The sequence below is a fragment of the Rhizobium sp. NZLR1b genome (genome assembly GCF_019685155.1).
Classification (GTDB): Bacteria; Pseudomonadota; Alphaproteobacteria; order Rhizobiales; family Rhizobiaceae; genus Rhizobium.
Window position 1 is genome coordinate 315,122 of record NZ_JABDWC010000005.1, and the last position, 16,693, is coordinate 331,814.

The 16,693-nt window shown below is 60.9% G+C and carries 17 protein-coding genes; 11 read left to right on the forward strand and 6 right to left on the reverse strand.

Going from position 1 to position 16,693, the window contains the following annotated elements; translation table 11 throughout:
• The first annotated feature begins 75 nt into the window (after window positions 1-75).
• Both HJB84_RS10290 and HJB84_RS10295 read left to right on the forward strand, forming a co-directional pair.
• The gene (locus HJB84_RS10290) at window positions 76-903 is read left to right on the forward strand and encodes a hypothetical protein (protein ID WP_207581279.1); all 828 of its coding nucleotides are present in this window, start codon (window positions 76-78) and stop codon (window positions 901-903) included.
• Window positions 904-1,008: 105 nt separating this feature from the next.
• Window positions 1,009-1,941 carry a ribose-phosphate pyrophosphokinase gene (locus HJB84_RS10295; RefSeq protein WP_207581280.1) on the forward strand — a complete coding sequence of 311 codons (933 nt, stop codon included), beginning with the start codon at window positions 1,009-1,011 and terminating at the stop codon, window positions 1,939-1,941.
• A gap of 78 nt (window positions 1,942-2,019) precedes the next feature.
• Here HJB84_RS10295 and HJB84_RS10300 read toward each other — a convergent pair whose 3' ends face one another.
• Complete coding sequence (locus HJB84_RS10300) at window positions 2,020-3,048, reverse strand: aldo/keto reductase (protein WP_221115856.1); 1,029 nt, start codon at window positions 3,046-3,048, stop codon at window positions 2,020-2,022.
• A 118-nt stretch (window positions 3,049-3,166) separates the two neighbouring features.
• On the opposite strand from HJB84_RS10300, the gene HJB84_RS10305 reads away from it, so the two are divergent.
• Entirely contained in the window at window positions 3,167-4,072 is a 906-nt protein-coding gene (locus HJB84_RS10305; protein ID WP_207581282.1) for a LysR family transcriptional regulator, read from the forward strand.
• A gap of 56 nt (window positions 4,073-4,128) precedes the next feature.
• Here the strand turns inward: HJB84_RS10305 and HJB84_RS10310 are convergent, their stop codons facing one another.
• The gene (locus HJB84_RS10310; RefSeq protein ID WP_221115857.1) at window positions 4,129-5,592 is read right to left on the reverse strand and encodes a hypothetical protein; all 1,464 of its coding nucleotides are present in this window, start codon (window positions 5,590-5,592) and stop codon (window positions 4,129-4,131) included.
• Window positions 5,593-5,939: 347 nt separating this feature from the next.
• Here HJB84_RS10310 and HJB84_RS10315 point away from each other — a divergent pair, with 347 nt between their 5' ends.
• From HJB84_RS10315 to HJB84_RS10335, 5 genes are all read left to right on the forward strand, one after another.
• The gene (locus HJB84_RS10315) at window positions 5,940-6,548 is read left to right on the forward strand and encodes a 50S ribosomal protein L25/general stress protein Ctc (RefSeq protein WP_164013558.1); all 609 of its coding nucleotides are present in this window, start codon (window positions 5,940-5,942) and stop codon (window positions 6,546-6,548) included.
• A 186-nt stretch (window positions 6,549-6,734) separates the two neighbouring features.
• Window positions 6,735-9,086 (forward strand): EAL domain-containing protein, encoded by a 2,352-nt coding sequence (locus HJB84_RS10320; RefSeq protein WP_207581285.1) that lies wholly within the window; start codon window positions 6,735-6,737, stop codon window positions 9,084-9,086.
• A gap of 13 nt (window positions 9,087-9,099) precedes the next feature.
• Complete coding sequence (locus tag HJB84_RS10325) at window positions 9,100-9,813, forward strand: ABC transporter substrate-binding protein (RefSeq protein WP_207581286.1); 714 nt, start codon at window positions 9,100-9,102, stop codon at window positions 9,811-9,813.
• A gap of 92 nt (window positions 9,814-9,905) precedes the next feature.
• Window positions 9,906-10,637, forward strand: coding sequence for an aminoacyl-tRNA hydrolase (pth, locus tag HJB84_RS10330; protein WP_221115858.1), 732 nt, complete (start codon window positions 9,906-9,908; stop codon window positions 10,635-10,637).
• Window positions 10,634-11,095 carry a GNAT family N-acetyltransferase gene (locus HJB84_RS10335; protein ID WP_207581288.1) on the forward strand — a complete coding sequence of 154 codons (462 nt, stop codon included), beginning with the start codon at window positions 10,634-10,636 and terminating at the stop codon, window positions 11,093-11,095. Before pth ends, HJB84_RS10335 begins: the two co-directional genes overlap by 4 nt.
• A gap of 8 nt (window positions 11,096-11,103) precedes the next feature.
• On the opposite strand, the gene clpS is transcribed toward HJB84_RS10335, so the two are convergent.
• Window positions 11,104-11,415, reverse strand: coding sequence for an ATP-dependent Clp protease adapter ClpS (clpS, locus tag HJB84_RS10340; protein ID WP_207581289.1), 312 nt, complete (start codon window positions 11,413-11,415; stop codon window positions 11,104-11,106).
• 315 nt (window positions 11,416-11,730) lie between these two features.
• Here clpS and ychF point away from each other — a divergent pair, with 315 nt between their 5' ends.
• Window positions 11,731-12,834 (forward strand): redox-regulated ATPase YchF, encoded by a 1,104-nt coding sequence (gene ychF, locus HJB84_RS10345; protein WP_207581290.1) that lies wholly within the window; start codon window positions 11,731-11,733, stop codon window positions 12,832-12,834.
• Window positions 12,835-12,857: 23 nt separating this feature from the next.
• Here ychF and HJB84_RS10350 read toward each other — a convergent pair whose 3' ends face one another.
• Complete coding sequence (locus HJB84_RS10350) at window positions 12,858-13,961, reverse strand: hypothetical protein (protein WP_207581291.1); 1,104 nt, start codon at window positions 13,959-13,961, stop codon at window positions 12,858-12,860.
• Between the two features lie 191 nt (window positions 13,962-14,152).
• Between HJB84_RS10350 and HJB84_RS10355 the strand changes: the two genes are divergently transcribed.
• Window positions 14,153-14,644: a MaoC family dehydratase gene (locus tag HJB84_RS10355; protein ID WP_207581292.1), complete on the forward strand. Its 492-nt coding sequence runs from the start codon at window positions 14,153-14,155 to the stop codon at window positions 14,642-14,644.
• Entirely contained in the window at window positions 14,641-15,108 is a 468-nt protein-coding gene (locus HJB84_RS10360; protein WP_207581293.1) for a MaoC family dehydratase, read from the forward strand. Before HJB84_RS10355 ends, HJB84_RS10360 begins: the two co-directional genes overlap by 4 nt.
• Before the next feature lie 21 nt (window positions 15,109-15,129).
• Here HJB84_RS10360 and HJB84_RS10365 read toward each other — a convergent pair whose 3' ends face one another.
• Window positions 15,130-15,675: an adenine phosphoribosyltransferase gene (locus HJB84_RS10365; protein ID WP_207581294.1), complete on the reverse strand. Its 546-nt coding sequence runs from the start codon at window positions 15,673-15,675 to the stop codon at window positions 15,130-15,132.
• A gap of 110 nt (window positions 15,676-15,785) precedes the next feature.
• Window positions 15,786-16,670 carry a cytochrome c1 gene (locus HJB84_RS10370; RefSeq protein ID WP_207581295.1) on the reverse strand — a complete coding sequence of 295 codons (885 nt, stop codon included), beginning with the start codon at window positions 16,668-16,670 and terminating at the stop codon, window positions 15,786-15,788.
• Between the last annotated feature and the right edge of the window lie 23 nt (window positions 16,671-16,693).

The window sequence follows — 16,693 nt, forward strand, 5'->3', positions numbered from 1 at the left end:
CGGAATTGACAGACGCCCGCCCCCGCCCGCATAAATTCGGACGGGGCTGATGCGATGGGAAGGACGGATCAAGGGATGACGCGAGCTGCGATTGTGCCCACGCTCCTGGTCGTAACGGCGCTGCTGACCGCCTGCAATACCACCGATGCGCTGACACCGCAGGTCGATATCGGCGATTCTTCCGCGCGCGCGTCGTCGAGTCCGGTGACGCAGAGCGAGGCCGAGGATCTGGCGGGCTCCCGCCAACGGGTCTTCGCCGGAAATTCGCAGCCGCGCACCTACCATCCAGCCTATGATCAGTCGCAGCAGGCCTATCGGGCGGGCACCGGCGCACCGCCGACGACAATGCAGGAGCAGGCAGACGCCCTGTCGCGAAGCAGCTCCTCGCCCGCCGCCTCCGCTCCGATCGAGGGGCAATCGCTGCCACCGCCGGCTTCCAACGGACAACAACTTCCCGCACAGTCGACGCAGCAACCGGCCGAGACGCAACAGCCGCAACAGACCGCCGCTCTCAACGCCCGCGCCTCCTCTGGCCGGGGCAACACGGTGCGCTTCCTGCCGATCATCGGCGCACCGGTGCAGGCGGTGACGCCGCTTTCGCGCCAGCTTGGCGCCGAGGCCCGCGCGCACGGCCTTTCCATCAAGAGCTCGACCGATGCGAGCAGCGACTACATTCTCAAAGGCTATCTCTCCGCCTTCAGCGACGACGGCAAGGTCACCGTGGTCTACGTCTGGGACGTCCTCGACAGTGGCGGCGGCCGCCTGCACCGCATTCAGGGGCAGGAAAGCGTGCCGACGGCGGCGGCCGACCCCTGGGCGGGCGTTCCTGCCTCGGTGATGCAGCAGATCGGCTCGAAAACCATCGCGGAATTCTCTTCCTGGCGGCAGGCGCAGGGCGGTTAGTCACAAACTTTTTGCAAATATGAATGCCTGTGGCGCCTTTCCCCTTGCATTCACGGGGAAGCTGGCTAAAAAGCGCGGCTATCAGCGCATAACAGGCGGACCAAAATGAAGGTTTTCGCAGGCAATTCGAACCGGCAACTCGCCGAAGCGATCTGCACCTATCTCAACGTTCCCTTGGGGAGAGCCAGTGTTCGAAGGTTTGCCGATCAGGAAATCTTCGTGGAAATCCAGGAAAATGTGCGCGGCGAGGACGTTTTCCTCGTACAGCCCACCGCCTTCCCCGCTAATGACCACCTGATGGAACTGCTGATCATGATCGACGCGATGCGTCGTTCCTCAGCCCGTCGCATCACCGCAGTGCTTCCCTATTTCGGCTATGCGCGTCAGGACCGTCGTGCTTCAGGCCGCACACCGATCTCCGCCAAGTTGGTTGCAAACCTCATTACCGAAGCCGGCGCCGACCGCGTCATGACGCTCGATCTTCATGCCGGGCAGATCCAGGGCTTCTTCGATATCCCCACCGACAATCTCTTCGCCATGCCCGTGCTGACGCGCGACATCAAGAGCCATTATGACCTCAGCAACGTCATGGTCGTCTCGCCTGATGTCGGCGGCGTGGTTCGCGCCCGCGCGCTTGCCAAGCGGCTAGACTGTCTTCTGGCCATCGTCGACAAGCGTCGCGATCGGCCGGGTGACTCAGAAGTCATGAACATCATCGGCGACATCACCGGCAAGGACTGCCTGCTGATCGACGACATCGTCGATTCCGGCGGCACGCTCTGCAACGCAGCCGACGCGATGTTGGCCAAGGGCGCAGCCAGCGTCACCGCCTATATCACCCACGGCGTGCTTTCCGGCGGCGCGGTCACCCGCGTCGCGTCCTCAAAGCTTCGCGAACTCGTCATCACGGATTCGATCCAGCCGACCACGGCCGTGCTCTCGGCCCACAATATCCGCATCGTGACGACGGCGCCGCTGATCGGCGAAGCCATCAGCCGAACGGCCCAGGAAGAGTCTGTCTCTAGCCTTTTCGACTGAAATTCAGCTATCTGCCGGCACGGGGAAGCCGTCCGCAATGATATGCAGACGGCTTTTCTCAAATTGCGATGCTGCCGCTCAGCGGCTGAAAGCAGCCTTCTGCTGTGAATCGACGAAATTATCGATGAACCAGTTCGGATAGACCGGCGCCGGCTCGGTCGCCGCGTCAAGGGCTGCGAGTTCCCCTTCATCCAGCACCAGATCCGCCGCGCCGAGATTGTCGGCCAGTTGATGCGGCTTCGAAGCCCCGAGCAGCACGCTGGTGACCGCCTTCGTCGCCAGCAGCCAGGCGATCGCCACCTGCGCGACGCTCGTCCCGTGCGCCGTCGCGATCGCCCGCATGCGCTCGACCAGCGCAAAGCCCCGTTCCTTGTCGAAGGGTAGAATGTCGAAACCGGAATAGCGGTTTTCCGGATCGCCGAGCGTTTCGCGAGTGTATTTGCCGGAGAGAAACCCCGAGGCGAGCGGGCTCCAGACGGTCAGCCCAAGACCGTAACGCTGTAGCATTGGAACCATGTCGCGCTCGACATCGCGGCCGAGCAGCGAGTAGTACATTTGTCCATGCGTGAAGGGGGCGAGCCCGTTGGCCTTCTGGATTTCGAGCGCCGCCGCCACCTTCCACGCCGACCAATTGGAAAAGCCGATATAACGCACCTTGCCGGAACGCACCACCGCATCGAGCGCCGAAAGTGTCTCCTCCAGTGGCGTGAACGGGTCTTCCTTATGGACGATATAGACGTCGATCCAGTCCGTTCCGAGCCGTTTCAGGCTCTGCTCGATCGACCAGAGGATGTGACGTCGGGAGAGCCCGGCCTGGCCGAGCAGCGTACCGGTGCGGAAGCCGACCTTGGTGGCGATTACCACCTCGTTGCGCCGCGCCTTCAGAACCTGGCCGAGGATCGTTTCCGACTGACCGGATGCGTAGGCGTCGGCCGTATCGAAGAAGTTGACGCCGGCATCAAGAGCCTGCCCGACCAGCGCATCGGCAACATCGGCATCGGTCTTGTAGATCGAACCGATGCTGCGATCGCCCGATGTGAAGGTCATCGCGCCAAAGGCTAGCCTGGAAACGGCAAGTCCGGTCCGGCCAAGGGTCGTATATCGCATGTCATCTCTCCATTCGTTGGATTGTCGTGATCGGCTGGAAAGACAATGCCAGAAAGGATTATTGCGAAAAATCCGCGAATTCGATAAGGCTTATGAAGCTCAACTTCATAATCGACCGATGGCGCCTGATCCCTTTACCGGACTGACCGAATTCCTGGCGGTCGCAGACGCCAGGAGCTTCACTGCTGCCGCCGCATCGCTCGGCGTCACACCAACCGCCGTCAGCCAGACGATTCGGGCGCTTGAGACGAGGCTCGGCCTGCCGCTCTTTGTCCGCACAACGCGGCGCGTCGCGCTGACTGAAGCAGGTGCGGCACTCTTTCAGCGCGTCCGTCCGGCTGCTGCCGACATCGCCGACGCCTTCGACATGCTTGGCGGCTTCCGCGACCGCCCGCTCGGCCATCTGCGCCTCACGGTGCCGCGCATGGCCGTGCCGCTGATCGTGACGCCGCTATTGCCGCGATTCCGCAAAGCCTATCCTGATATTTCAGTGGAGATCTCGGTCGACGATGCGGCGATCGACATCACCGAACGCGGCTTCGACGCCGGCATCCGCATCGGGGAGGCGATCGAAAAGGACATGATCGCCATGCGGCTGACATCCGATATCACCTGGACGGTCGTCGGCTCGCCCGACTATTTCGCCCGATGCGGCAGGCCGGAAACACCCGAGGATCTTACCCGCCATCAAGCGGTCCGCTACCGCTATCCGACATCGGGCGCCATCTATCGCTGGGAATTCGAGCGCACCGGGCGCGACTTCTCGGTCGATCCGCCCGGCGGTCTGATGGTCAACGATTTCTTGCTGCTGCTCCAGTTCGCCGAAGCCGGGCTCGGCCTTGTCTATTTGCCGGATATCTCGGTCAGCGAGGCGGTGGCGTCAGGGCGGCTCGAGCGTGTGCTCGACGCTTTTCTACCGACCTCGCCAGGCCTCTTCGCCTATTTTCCTGCCCGCTCGCAGACGCAGCCGAAGCTGCGCGCCTTTCTCGACATGGCGTCGACGCTGATGCGCCGCAAGGGATGATATCCCAGGCGGCGCGTCTGCTCTTCGAACGAAGACCCAATATCGGTCCGGTAGGATTACGGCTGCTGATCCGCTTCCTTGACCACCTGCCCGTTGACGGCGATCGCGCCGTCGCGGCTGATGCTGATATCCCAGCGCGAGCGTCCATCCGCATCGGTCTTGGCAAAGCCCTTCACCATCATGATGCCGAAGGAGACCTGATTGAGATCGGGATCGGTCTTGGCAAGCTCCTGGACCGCGGCGATCGTCTTGTCGAGATCGCGGGCAAGGATGGTCGCCTCCATCGAATAGTCCTTCTGGCTATCGACGCGTCCTTCGATCTTGCCGGTCATGTCGATATCGTAGACATCCGACTTGGCGCTGATCTTCGGAAATTCGACCGTAAGCTGGCCGTCGCGGAAGAGCTTCTTGCCCATCTCCTCGCCGCTCGTCTCCGGCGCCTTGTCGTTGAAATCCATCGCCATGAAGGCATCGCCAAAACTTGCGAAATCCAGGTTAGGAACCGCAAGCTGCAGATCGAAGCTGGTCGGCATGAAGGCCGAATAGCTTGCCGGCATCAACGGACTGTCGAGGCTGATGTCTTGCGCATTCATGCCGAAGCCGAAACGCATGGCGTCGCTCGGCCCATCCATGGCGACGTTATAGCCGAACGCCTTGACGCCGCCATTGCCCATCTGCGTGTTGACGGTCAGATTGTTGACCCCGATCGTCTCACTGAACGAGGTGAGAAGTGGGAAGGCCCCCTTGAGGATTCCCTTGATCTTGCCGCTGTTTTCGGGGCTCAACTCCTTCTCCTCGACATGATCGAGAATGAAGAAGACCATCTCGCGGATTTGCTTGACCGGCAGACCGTTCACCTTGGCCTCGACATCGATCGAGTCGGCCCGGATTTCAACGGGCGGCATTTGCGCGCCGGAAACCTGCTCGACGAAAGTCGACATCGAGCCGCTGCCCGTAAGATCGATACGCCCGTTGCCGCCTGCGCTGTCCGTCGAACTCAGCTTCTGGTCCATGCTGGCGATGCTGGCGCTGACTTCGTCGGTGTCGGATTTGCTGGTGAGCTTGATGTCCTTGGCCGTAGAGGTGCCGGAGCGCAGATAGCTGATCGCAGGGTCGAAGACACCAGCGTAAACAAGCGACGCGATGGAATAGGAGAAATCCGTCGGCTTCTCGTCCTTGCCCTTGAAATGGCCGGAGACGTTGAATTTGTTGTCACCCTCGATGTTCCAGAGGCCGCTATCGAGCGGTGTGGCAAACGTCGAGAACGGCGCCAGGCCGTTGATCGTGAACGTCGCCGGATCGACCTTGGTCAGCAGCTTCGCCAGATCGTAGATGATCTCGTAGCGCGTGCCGGCCGGATTGACGGTGACCAGGCCGCTCTTCGCCAATTCCTTCGGAAGCAGCTTCGTCAGGTTGCCCTTGAGCGCGTCGGCGCCGTCCTGGTTGATCTCGACGCTCTGCGCCGTAGTGACAAGGCAAAGTGCCAGCAAGCTCGTTGCCGTGACAAGTTTGAGACGCATAGTCCGATTTCTCCTCAGCCGCTTTTTGAATGCGGCATCCAAAGAGGTGAAGCGCGCCGATGTCAACCTCGACTGTGCCGGGAATGGCGATTTTGCCGCTTCCGGCACCGTCGATACCATCGCCTCGATGTCGAGTGCGGTTTCGGCTTGCCGAAGGGCGGATATCAGCGGAAAACACCCTCAATCCGCAACTTGCGTTTCCGAGCGACTTATAATATAGGCCACCGGTCCGCGTAGACACCCTTGGAGGCAATGCGGATGAGGTTGGGTCATACCCGCCTCCGGTTCGTCGGAGCAAGGCTTCTGCCAGCCGTCGAACTCTCCATATAACCTCGAAAGGAATAGCCATGAGCCAGGAAACTTACGAGCTCAAGGCCGAGGCGCGCGAACGGGTTGGTAAGGGGTCCGCCCGTGAACTTCGCCGCAACGGTTTAATTCCCGCTGTCATCTATGGTGACAAGCAGGCCCCCATTGCCATCGCTCTCAACACCAATGAGGTGACGAAGCGCATTCATGCCGGTGGTTTCATGACCACCGTGGCGACGATCGAAGTCGACGGCAAGACGTACAAGGTTCTGCCGAAGGACTACCAGCTCGATCCGGTCCGTGACTTCACGATGCATGTCGATTTTCTGCGCGTCTCCGGCAACACCCAGGTGACCGTCGAAATCCCCGTTCACTTCATCAATGAAGCGAAGTCCCCGGGCATCAAGGTCGGCGGCGTTCTGAACATCGTTCGCCATGAAGTCGAAGTTCATTGCCCGGCCGATGCGATCCCCGAATTCTTCAACGTTGACCTCAACGGCAAGAAGATCGGCGACAGCATCCATATTTCGGAAGTCACCCTGCCGAAGGGCGTCACCCCGGTCATCGACCGCGACTTCACGATCGCGACCATCATTGCCCCGGCCGGCGGCATTGACGAGACCGCTGCAGAAGGCGGAGCCGAAGCCTGATCGCTTCGACCAATTTGTAAAGCATATGGCCCGCTTTCCCCTGGAAAGCGGGCTTTTCATTGCCCGGCATAGGCCTCCGTTTCAGCAAATTTAATATATTCGTGAAAGCATGCCCCGTCAGCTGCGAAGAAGCCTGCCCGAACACGCAGCAGCAAATTTGGCCGGCCTGGGGAGTAGACGGAACCAATGAACAATTCCGTTGAGAACAGATTTTTTGCGATAGTTTGTGGAGCGCTGCTTGTCTTTGTCGCTCCCCTCTTTGTTCTCTTCCTTTTTCTTTCCTCGGAACGGGCCGACAAGGAAATACGCGATCATATTTCTGTTCTTCTTGTCGCCAATGCCCAGGCGCTGGCAAAGCCGCTCTGGGATCTCGACGAGGAGAGCGTCACCCAGATCAGCGCGACGGTCGTTTCGCAGGGTGCCATCGTCAAAGTCGAGGTGCGCGACCAGTCGGGCCAGCTCGACATCAGTCAGTCCACCATTCCGCGCTCCTTCGACGGCAAGCTCGTCCAGGTGTCGCGTGCCATCATCTACAACACCGTCGACGGTCCGAAGAACCTTGGCAGCATCAGCGTCTATTATCCGGCGCTCGGTCTGTTCTCCGGCCTGAAGCAGGAAGAGGTCGTCTTCATCTCGATCTTCATCTTCGCGGTGCTGACCGTTTTCGGCACCGCGCTGATCGGCAACCGTTTCTTCGTTATCCAGCCGCTGATGCGGCTGACGGCAGCCATCGAGGCCACCCGCCAGCTGGGCTCCCGCCATCATGTCGACTGGCAATCGAACGATGAAATGGGACGGCTTGCCCGCAGCTTCAACGAGATGCAGACCAAGCTTGAAAGCGAGGAGAAGGAGCTGAAGCTCGCCCACCGCCGCGCCACCGACATCTATAATCTGACGCCCGCCATGCTCTTCTCGCTCGACGAGGAAGACCGCATCACCGCCGTCAGCGATTACTGGCTGCTTGCCACAGGATATAACCGCGCCGCCGTCATCGGCCGCAACTTCGCCGATCTGGTCACATCAACCACCCGCGACAAGTTCCTCAAGCGCCGCCAGGCGGATAGCGGCATGACCGTCACCGTCAAGTTCGTCTGCCTGGATGGCCGCATCATGGACGTCCTCATCATGGAATCGGAGGCGGAAGCCGGCGTTCACGACCGCCTCTCGCTATCGGTCATGACCGATGTGACCGAACTCAAGGCCTCCGAAGATCGCAACCACCGCCAGGCGATCACCGACCATTTGACCGGGCTTCTCAATCGCCAGGGCTTCGAAGCCGTCCTCGACAACAAGATCGCCGCCGCCGACGCGGCAGGCCAGGAACTCGCCTGCCTCTTCGTCGATCTCGATCGCTTCAAATGGATCAACGACAATATGGGCCATGCCGCCGGCGACATGGCGCTGATCGAGCTTGTCGAGCGTCTGAAGACCTATCTTGCCCCCTCCGATGAGGCGGCCCGTCTCGGCGGCGACGAATTTGCCATCCTGCTGCCGGCGAAGGACGCCGAAAAACGCGCCAAGGTGATGTGCGAGCAGATCGCCTCGATCTTCGAAACGCCGTTCGCCCCCGACATGCATCTGAGCGCTTCCGTCGGCATCGCCATCTATCCGCACCATGCCGCAACCGCGGCCGAACTGCTGCAGAAATCCGACCTGGCGATGTATGCCAAGAAACGCGACGGCAAGAATGGCGCGCAGCTCTTCGACAACGCGATGCTCGACCGGGCCCGCAGCCGCGCCGAGATCGAGGCCAATATCGAAGCCGGCCTCGTCGACAACTGGTTCGAGGCCTTCCTGCAGCCGATCGTCAATCTGAACGGTCGCGGTATTGCCGGTTTCGAAGCGCTGATGCGCCTCAACCATCCGCACAAGGGCTTGATGCCGCCGGCCGAGATCATCAGCGTCGCCGAAGAGACGGCAAAGATCGTCCGCGTCGGCAACGTCATCATGGAAAAGGCGATCTGCAATCTCGCGAAAATCTCCCGCATATCAGGCATGCAGGATACCTATCTCGCCATCAACTTCTCGCCGCTGCAGTTCGAGCCGGCGCTGCCGGCCCGCCTCGCTGCCATCGTCGGTCGCCATGGCATCCGCCCCGAGCGAATCGTCGTCGAGATTACCGAAGCCGTTTTGATGCACGACAACCCGCAGATCCGTATGATCGTCACCGAGCTTCGCCGCTTCGGCTGCCGCATCGCGCTTGACGATTTCGGCACCGGTTATTCGTCGCTGAGCTACCTCAACCGCTTCCCTGTCGACATCATCAAGATCGATCAGTCCTTCACCCGCGCCATCAACGACGGTGATGACGACGTGCGCCAGAAGAGCCGCATGCTGATCGAAGGCATTACCACGCTCTCCCACAAGATGAACTGCACCGTCATCGCCGAGGGCATCGAGACCGAAGAGGAATGCCGCACGCTTCACCAGATGGGGCTTGATTATGGCCAGGGCTACCTCTTCCATCGTCCACAGCATGCAGCCATGCTGATCGAGCAACTGATAGCCTCGGAATCGGCCGTCGCACGCGCCTCATGAAGGAGATGATACGATGAAAAAGCTCCTGCTTCTCGCATGCCTGGCGCTGCCCGGCGCTGCCCATGCGCAAACGGTGACTTTCACCACCGAGGATTATGCCCCCTTCAACTATCGCGAAGGCAAGGAGATCAAGGGCGCGACCGTCGAGCAGGTCGAAAAGTTGATGGCCGCGATCGGCGTTGACTACACAATCGAGGTCATGCCGTGGGCGCGCGCCTTCGGCCTTGCCCGCACGGCGCCGATGACCTGTGTGTTCGCCACCGCCCACAATGGCGCCCGCGACCCGTTGTTCAAATGGGTCGAGCCGCTGCTGATCGATCGCAACATCCTGATCACCCGCAAGGGTTCGGGCGTCACCGCCAATAATCTGGACGAGGCGAAGAAATACACGATCGGCACCCAACGCGAGGATTATACCGAGACGATCCTGAAGGAGAAGGGTTTCACCAAGCTCGATGTCGCCAGCGACTTCAACGCGACGCTACGCAAGCTGCTCGGCGGACGCATCGACATGATGCCGATCTCCGAACTCTATTTCGAAAAGCTGAAGGCCGACCAGCCGGTGGAAATGGTGACCGTACTCTCCGCCCAGCCGATGAGCATCGCCTGCGAGAAAAGCTTTCCGGACGATCTGCTCGCCAGGATGCAGGCTGCCCTCGACAAGCTGATCGCCGATGGCGACCAGAAGCAGATCTTCCTGAAATACGGCATGAACCTGTCGGAGTGATTCTGCTCAACTGGCTCATGCCCTTTCCGCTTGACTTTGCCATCGTTTCGCGGTGGTGAACGTCGGGACGTTCTAGCGAAGAAAGACAGGCCATGCTGATCATCGCGGGTCTCGGCAATCCCGGCAGCAAATACGCCGGCAACCGGCACAATATCGGCTTCATGGCCGTCGACGCCATTCAGCGGCGCCACAGCTTCTCGCACTGGTCGAAGAAGTTCAGGGCCGAAATCGCCGAAGGCGAAGTCGGCGGCGAGAAGGTGCTGCTGATCAAGCCGCAGACCTTTATGAATCTTTCCGGTGAGGCCGTCGGCGAGGCGATGCGCTTCTACAAACTCGAGCCCGCCGACCTTGTGGCGATCTACGACGAACTCGACCTTCCCCCCGGTAAGGCGCGGCTGAAGACCGGCGGCGGCCATGGCGGCCACAACGGCATCAAGTCGCTCGACGCCCATTGCGGCAGGGAATACCGGCGGCTGCGCCTCGGCATCGGCCATCCCGGCGTCAAGGACATGGTGCAGAACCACGTGCTCGGCGATTTCGCCAAGGCCGACAAGGCCTGGCTGGAGCCGCTTCTCGACACGCTTGCCGACAATGCCGACATGCTGGTGCGAAACGAGGATTCGCAGCTGATGAACAAGATCGCGCTGGCGCTCGGCGGCAAGGCCGAGGAGGAAAAGCCGCGGAAGGCGAACAAGACGACCGAAAAGAAGCCGGCCGGCCAGTCGCATATCCACCAGGCCCGCAATCACAATCAGCCGAAGCTCCTGACCACTGGTCCGATGGCCGATATTCTGAAGAAGATGTTCGGCAACAAGGGAGAATGAGACTGGTGCCGGAGCGGAATGTCGCCATCCGCGCCGCCGTTGCAAGCGATCTACCGGGACTGACCCTCCTCTATCGGCATTTGAACCCGGCCGATCCGGTTCTCGACAAAGCCATGGCCGAAGAACGCTTCTCCGCCATCCTCGCTCAGCCCGGAATGACTGTTTTCATCGGCTTTGCCGGCGATCTCGCCGCTGCCACCGCCACCCTGATCGTCGTGCCGAATCTGACGCGGAACGGCGCCTCCTATGCGCTGATCGAAAACGTCGTCACCCATGCCGGTCACCGCCAGTGCGGTTATGCCGGCAGCGTCATCGGCCATGCGGTGACTGAGGCCTGGAAGGCCGGCTGTTACAAGGTGATGCTGCTCACCGGCTCGACCAACCCGGCAACGCATCGCTTCTACGAAAACTGCGGCTTCGTGCGAGGTAAGACCGGCTTTCAGATCCGCCGGCCCTGAATCCGAACTTATTCCTCCGGCTCCGTCGTGAACATCAACGGAAAGCCCATTTCCTTCGCAAGGTCTATGCCCTCCTTGGCCTTGGTCTCGGCAATATCCCTGGCGCAGACCACGACCACGCAGGAGCCGAGCTTGTGCGCGGTCATCATCACCCGGTAGCCAGTCTCCTCGCTCATACGGAAGACTGACTTCAGGATCATAATGACCAATTCGCGCGGGGTATAATCGTCATTGACGAGAATGACTTTGTAGAGCTTCGGCTTGTCCAGCTTCAGCTTCACCTTGGTCTTCGGCTTAAGGGCTATGTCATTGTCACTCATCGGAAAAATCCACCCGTTGACATGGGTCAGGAAATGTCAAGACCATTGAATCATTGTCGATGACGAGTTTTCGACAGGCCGTCGCCGCAATTCCCAGTTTGAATGCAGCAGCGCCAGTCTGGCATCGAGAGGGTCAATTGGGTGACCGGCATACTGACGACATCCGCCGAGCGTCGAAATCCCCGTCGCCATCAAGAATAGGTCAGCACCGATCCATCGGCAAGTGAGCAAGGTAAAAGCTCTCTAAGACTTGACCACATTGCTCCTTTATCCCATAGGCACCAGCAACGAATTTAAGAACAGCAGGTATTCGCCATGGGTTTCAAATGCGGCATCGTCGGTCTGCCGAACGTCGGCAAATCAACCCTCTTCAACGCGCTCACCAAGACGGCCGCGGCACAGGCGGCGAACTATCCCTTCTGCACTATCGAGCCGAACACTGGTGAAGTCGCCGTGCCCGATCCGCGCATGCGCAAGCTTGCCGACATCGCCAAGTCGAAGGAGCTGATCCCGACCCGGATCTCCTTCGTCGACATCGCCGGCCTAGTGCGCGGCGCCTCGAAGGGTGAAGGTCTCGGCAACCAGTTCCTCGCCAATATCCGCGAAGTCGATGCCATCGTCCATGTGCTGCGCTGCTTCGAAGACAGCGACATCACCCATGTCGAAGGCCGCATCAATCCTGTCGCCGATGCTGAGACCATCGAGACCGAGTTGATGCTCGCCGACCTCGAAAGCCTGGAGCGCCGGACAGAGCAGACGCGCAAGCGCGCCACCGGCAAGGACAAGGAGTCGATGGCGATGCTGCCGATCATGGAAGCGTCGCTGAAGCTGCTCAACGAAGGCCAGCCGGTGCGCACGCTGCTGTCGACGCTCGATGCCGAGGAAATCGCAATCCTCAAGAGCCTCAACCTTTTGACCTCGCATCCCGTGCTCTACGTCTGCAACGTCGCCGAGGCCGAGGCTTCGACCGGCAACGAATTCACCGAGGCCGTCGCCGTCATGGCTCGCGAACAGGGTGCCGAAACCGTCGTCATCTCGGCGGCGATCGAGGCTGAGGTCGCTCAGCTTCCCGAGGATGAGGCCAAGGAATTCCTCTCCGCCCTCGACCTTGACGAGGCCGGCCTCGACCGGCTGATCCGCGCCGGTTACAAGCTGCTCCACCTCATCACCTATTTCACCGTCGGCCCGAAGGAAACGCGTGCCTGGACGATCGAGCGCGGCACCAAGGCGCCGCAGGCCGCCGGCGTCATCCATTCGGATTTCGAGCGCGGCTTCATCCGCGCCAACACCATCGCCTATGACGACTACATCAAATTCAACGGCGAAGTCGGCGCCAAGGATGCCGGCAAGGCGCGTGACGAAGGCAAGGAATACGTCGTCCAGGACGGCGACGTCATCCACTTCCGCTTCAACACCTAAGTGAAAACGCTGCCGCCTTAGCCTTAACCCGGCGGCAGTCGGTTTGCGATTGCCGGCGGCAGTGCACGCAGCACCAGCCGCCGAAGTGGCATCCAACCGGTGCCGATGATTAATACGATTGCGCCGACGACAATCAGCGTCGAGAAGATATAGGTGTCGGCTGTGGCGCTTCCCTGCCGGAAGACGCTGAAGATCGCCACGCCGAGCGACAGAAGCCCTGATGTCACGAAGGCGCGCCGGTCGATGATGAGACCGATCAGCATCAGCGCCGTCACCGTCGCAACGACTGCAGGTGTCCGCGCCGACATGTTCGCGACGTCGAAGATATGGACGTCTCCCCCGAACGACAGCAGGGAAACCGTGCTGTAGAGCAGCGCCGGCGCGGCGCCGAGATGCAGCCAGAAAGCGATGTCGGAACGCGTCGTCCGTCGCAGCCGGTCGCCGAGATCGAAATAGAGCGCCATGGCAAACAGTCCGAGCGCGCAGATAAGGGCAAGCAGCGCCAACGCGACGGGATGATCGAGGAAAAACGCAGGATTGCTGCTCGCCCATTGCACCAGCCGCAAAAGCAGAGTGAGGACGAAAGCAAGCACCGACATGATGCAGAGCGCAAGCGACAGCGGCACGCGATACCGGACATAATAAGCGCCGAGGATGATCGGGAAGCCGGCGACGAACTGCGTCGCCTCCGCTCCGAAAGATTGGGAGGTCGGAGTCCACGGCGGGAAGAAACGGGACATCAGCAGGCATGTCCAGCAGAACAGCGCGATCGTCAGGCTGACGGCCGGCAGGGCAAGCCGCTGGCGGTTCACCAGGATTTCCGAAAGCACGATGATGGCAGGCAGCACGGCATAAAGTGCGGCAAGCCCCCAGAGGCCGCAAAGCGCCACGATAACGCCGATGGTGATCAGCACGTCGTGGAAGCCGCGCACGAAACGCGGCGTCTCTGTGTCCGACCATGCCTGCCCCTGCGCCGCCACGGCCGGCCGCCCCTCGGCAACGCCGATGGCGTGCCCGACGACGGCGACGCCGCGCTCGCTCAGAAATGGCAAAAGCCGCCCGCCCGCCTCCGGCGAAATCAGCCCTTCGCGCGCTGCCTCGTCGAGTATCGACCTTAGTTCAGTCATGCCGGTTTATCTCCCCGGAATCATTGAGCCCGCGCGGATGCTATTGTAAGCACTAGAGCAAGACGCCGAAAAGTGTAAGCGGTTTTCTTATGACATCATGCTCTAACTCTTTAATTTAGAACAGGAATCAGATTTTAGGCCGACCTGCCTAAAACATCCTGTTCTAGGCGCTGCATATGGCGGAGGTACGAATGACGGCAGAAAAGCTTTCCCTAGAGGATTTCCAGCCCGGCCGCCGCTTCGCCCTCGGTCCAAAGCTGGTGTTGGCCGAGGAAATCATCGAGTTTGCGCGGGAATTCGATCAGCAGCCCATGCATCTCGACGAGGCTGCCGGCCGCGCCAGCATTCTAGGCGGGCTCGCGGCCTCCGGCTGGCATACCTCTTCGATGCTCATGCGCATGATGGCCGACAGCTATATCCTGAACGCGCTCTGCGAGGGTGCGCCGGGCATAGACCTGATGGAATGGCGCAAGCCGGTGCTGGCAGGCGACACGCTGCAAGGCCACTCGACCGTGCTCGAAGCCCGGCCGATGCGCTCGCGCTCCGGAATGGGCATCGTCAAGTTCCGTCACGAGATGGAAAACCAGCGCGGCGAACTCGTTTGTCTCTCGGAGAATTCGGTCATGATCCGAATGCACCCCGGCCTCACTGACATCAGCATCAGCCCGGAGACATCAGCATGAGAATGTCCGAGCTTTGCGCCGTCGGCGAGAAGGCCGAGATCGGCAGCTACACCTTCACCGAGGAAAACATCATCCGCTTCGCGACGCGCTTCGATCCGCAGCGTTTTCACGTCGACAAGGAAGCAGCCAAGGATACCCTCTTCGGCGGCCTTTGCGCTTCGGGATGGCACACCACCGCCGCCTGGATGCGGACCTTCCTCGCCTTCTGGAAAAGCCAGAGCGTCGCCCTCGCACAAAGAGGCATGACGGCTCCGAACCTCGGCCCTTCACCCGGCTTCCAGAAACTGCAATGGCTGCGGCCGATCTTCCCAGGCGACGTCGTGACCTATTCCGTCACCCTCCTTTCCAGCCGGCCGCTCGCGTCGCGGCCGGGCTGGCACCTCAACACCATCCTCTGCGAGGGCGCCAATCAGAACGGCGATCCCGTCATGCGCTTCGAAAGCGGCGTCTTGGAATTCGACTGACGCCGCGTGCGGAATGCCGGGTCAGTGGCCGGAGAATTCGACCAGGGTGTGAACGACGACGCCGAGCTCTTCCAGCTTCTTGCGACCCCCAAGGTCCGGCAGGTCGATAACGAAGCAGGCGCCGACCACTTCCGCGCCGATCTGGCGCAGCAGCTTCGTGGCACCCACCGCCGTGCCGCCGGTTGCAATCAGGTCGTCGACCAGGATCACCTTCTCGCCGGGCTGCACCGCATCGCGGTGCATCTCCATCTCGTCGACGCCATATTCCAGGCTGTAGGCAATGCGCACGGTCTCGTGCGGCAGCTTGCCCTTTTTGCGGATCGGCACGAAGCCGGAGGAAAGCTGATGCGCCACCGCACCGCCGAGAATGAAGCCGCGCGCCTCCATGCCGGCAATCTTGTCGATTTTCGTGCCTGCATAGGGCTGCACGAGTTCGTCGACCGCCCGGCGGAAAGCGCGGGGGTTGCCGAGCAGCGTGGTGATGTCCCGAAAGATGATGCCGGGCTTGGGGTAGTCGTGGATGGAGCGGATGCTGGCGGCCAGCTCCGAAGTCATATTCTTGTCCATCGAAAGTCCATATCTGCGAGCGAAATTCGCCGCACCCTATCAATTGCCAGGGGCGGAACCAACAAAAAAGGCGGCTCGCAAGCCGCCTCTAAGATTCCGGCAAGGAGCGCTCAATGCTCTTTGTTGGCGTAGACCGAACGCTTCGTCAGGTAGATCAGCACCGTGAAGATCGCCAGGAAGATCATGACCATGAAGCCGGTGCGCTTGCGCTCCTCAAGATGCGGCTCGGCGGCCCACATCAGGAAGGAGGAGACGTCCTTGGAATACTGGTCGACGGTCTGCGGTGCGCCGTCGTCATAGGTCACCTGGCCATCGGAGAGCGGCTTCGGCATGGCGAGGACGGCAGCGGCATGGAAATACGGGTTATAATGTCCCCCCTGCGGCACTTGGAAACCGGCCGGCGGCTCTTCATAGCCGGTCAACAGCGCGTGGATATAGTCCGGGCCGTTTTCCTGATACTGCGTGAAGACGTCGAAGACGAATTGCGGGAAGCCGCGCTCGACTTCGCGGGCTTTGGCGATCAGCGAAAAATCAGGCGGAGCCGCACCGTTGTTGGAAGCGGCAGCCGCCTCCGCATTGGCGAAAGGCGCCGGGAAGTGGTCGGAAGGGACCGCCTTGCGGGTAAACATCTCGCCGGCCGCATTCGGGCCGTCTTGGACTTCGTAGTTCGCGGCGAAAGCTTTCACCTGCCCCTCGTTGTAGCCGAGCTCGTCGAGCATGCGGAAAGGCACGAGGTTCATCGAATGGCAGGCGGAACAGACTTCGGTGTAGACCTTGAGGCCGCGCTGAAGCTGAGCCTTGTCGTAATGGCCGAACGGACCGGCGAAAGTCCATTCCTCCTCCTTCGGCTCCTTCAGCGGATAGTGCGGCGTCGCACTTTCCGCGTGATGGGCAGGAGCAGCACCGTTGGCGGGCGTCGCTTCCTGGGCGACGGCGGCGCTGCCGAGAACAGCAGCGACTGCGAGCGAAAGAATGCTTGCAACAAGCGTTTTCATGTTTTTGTTCCCTTCCGCCGCGC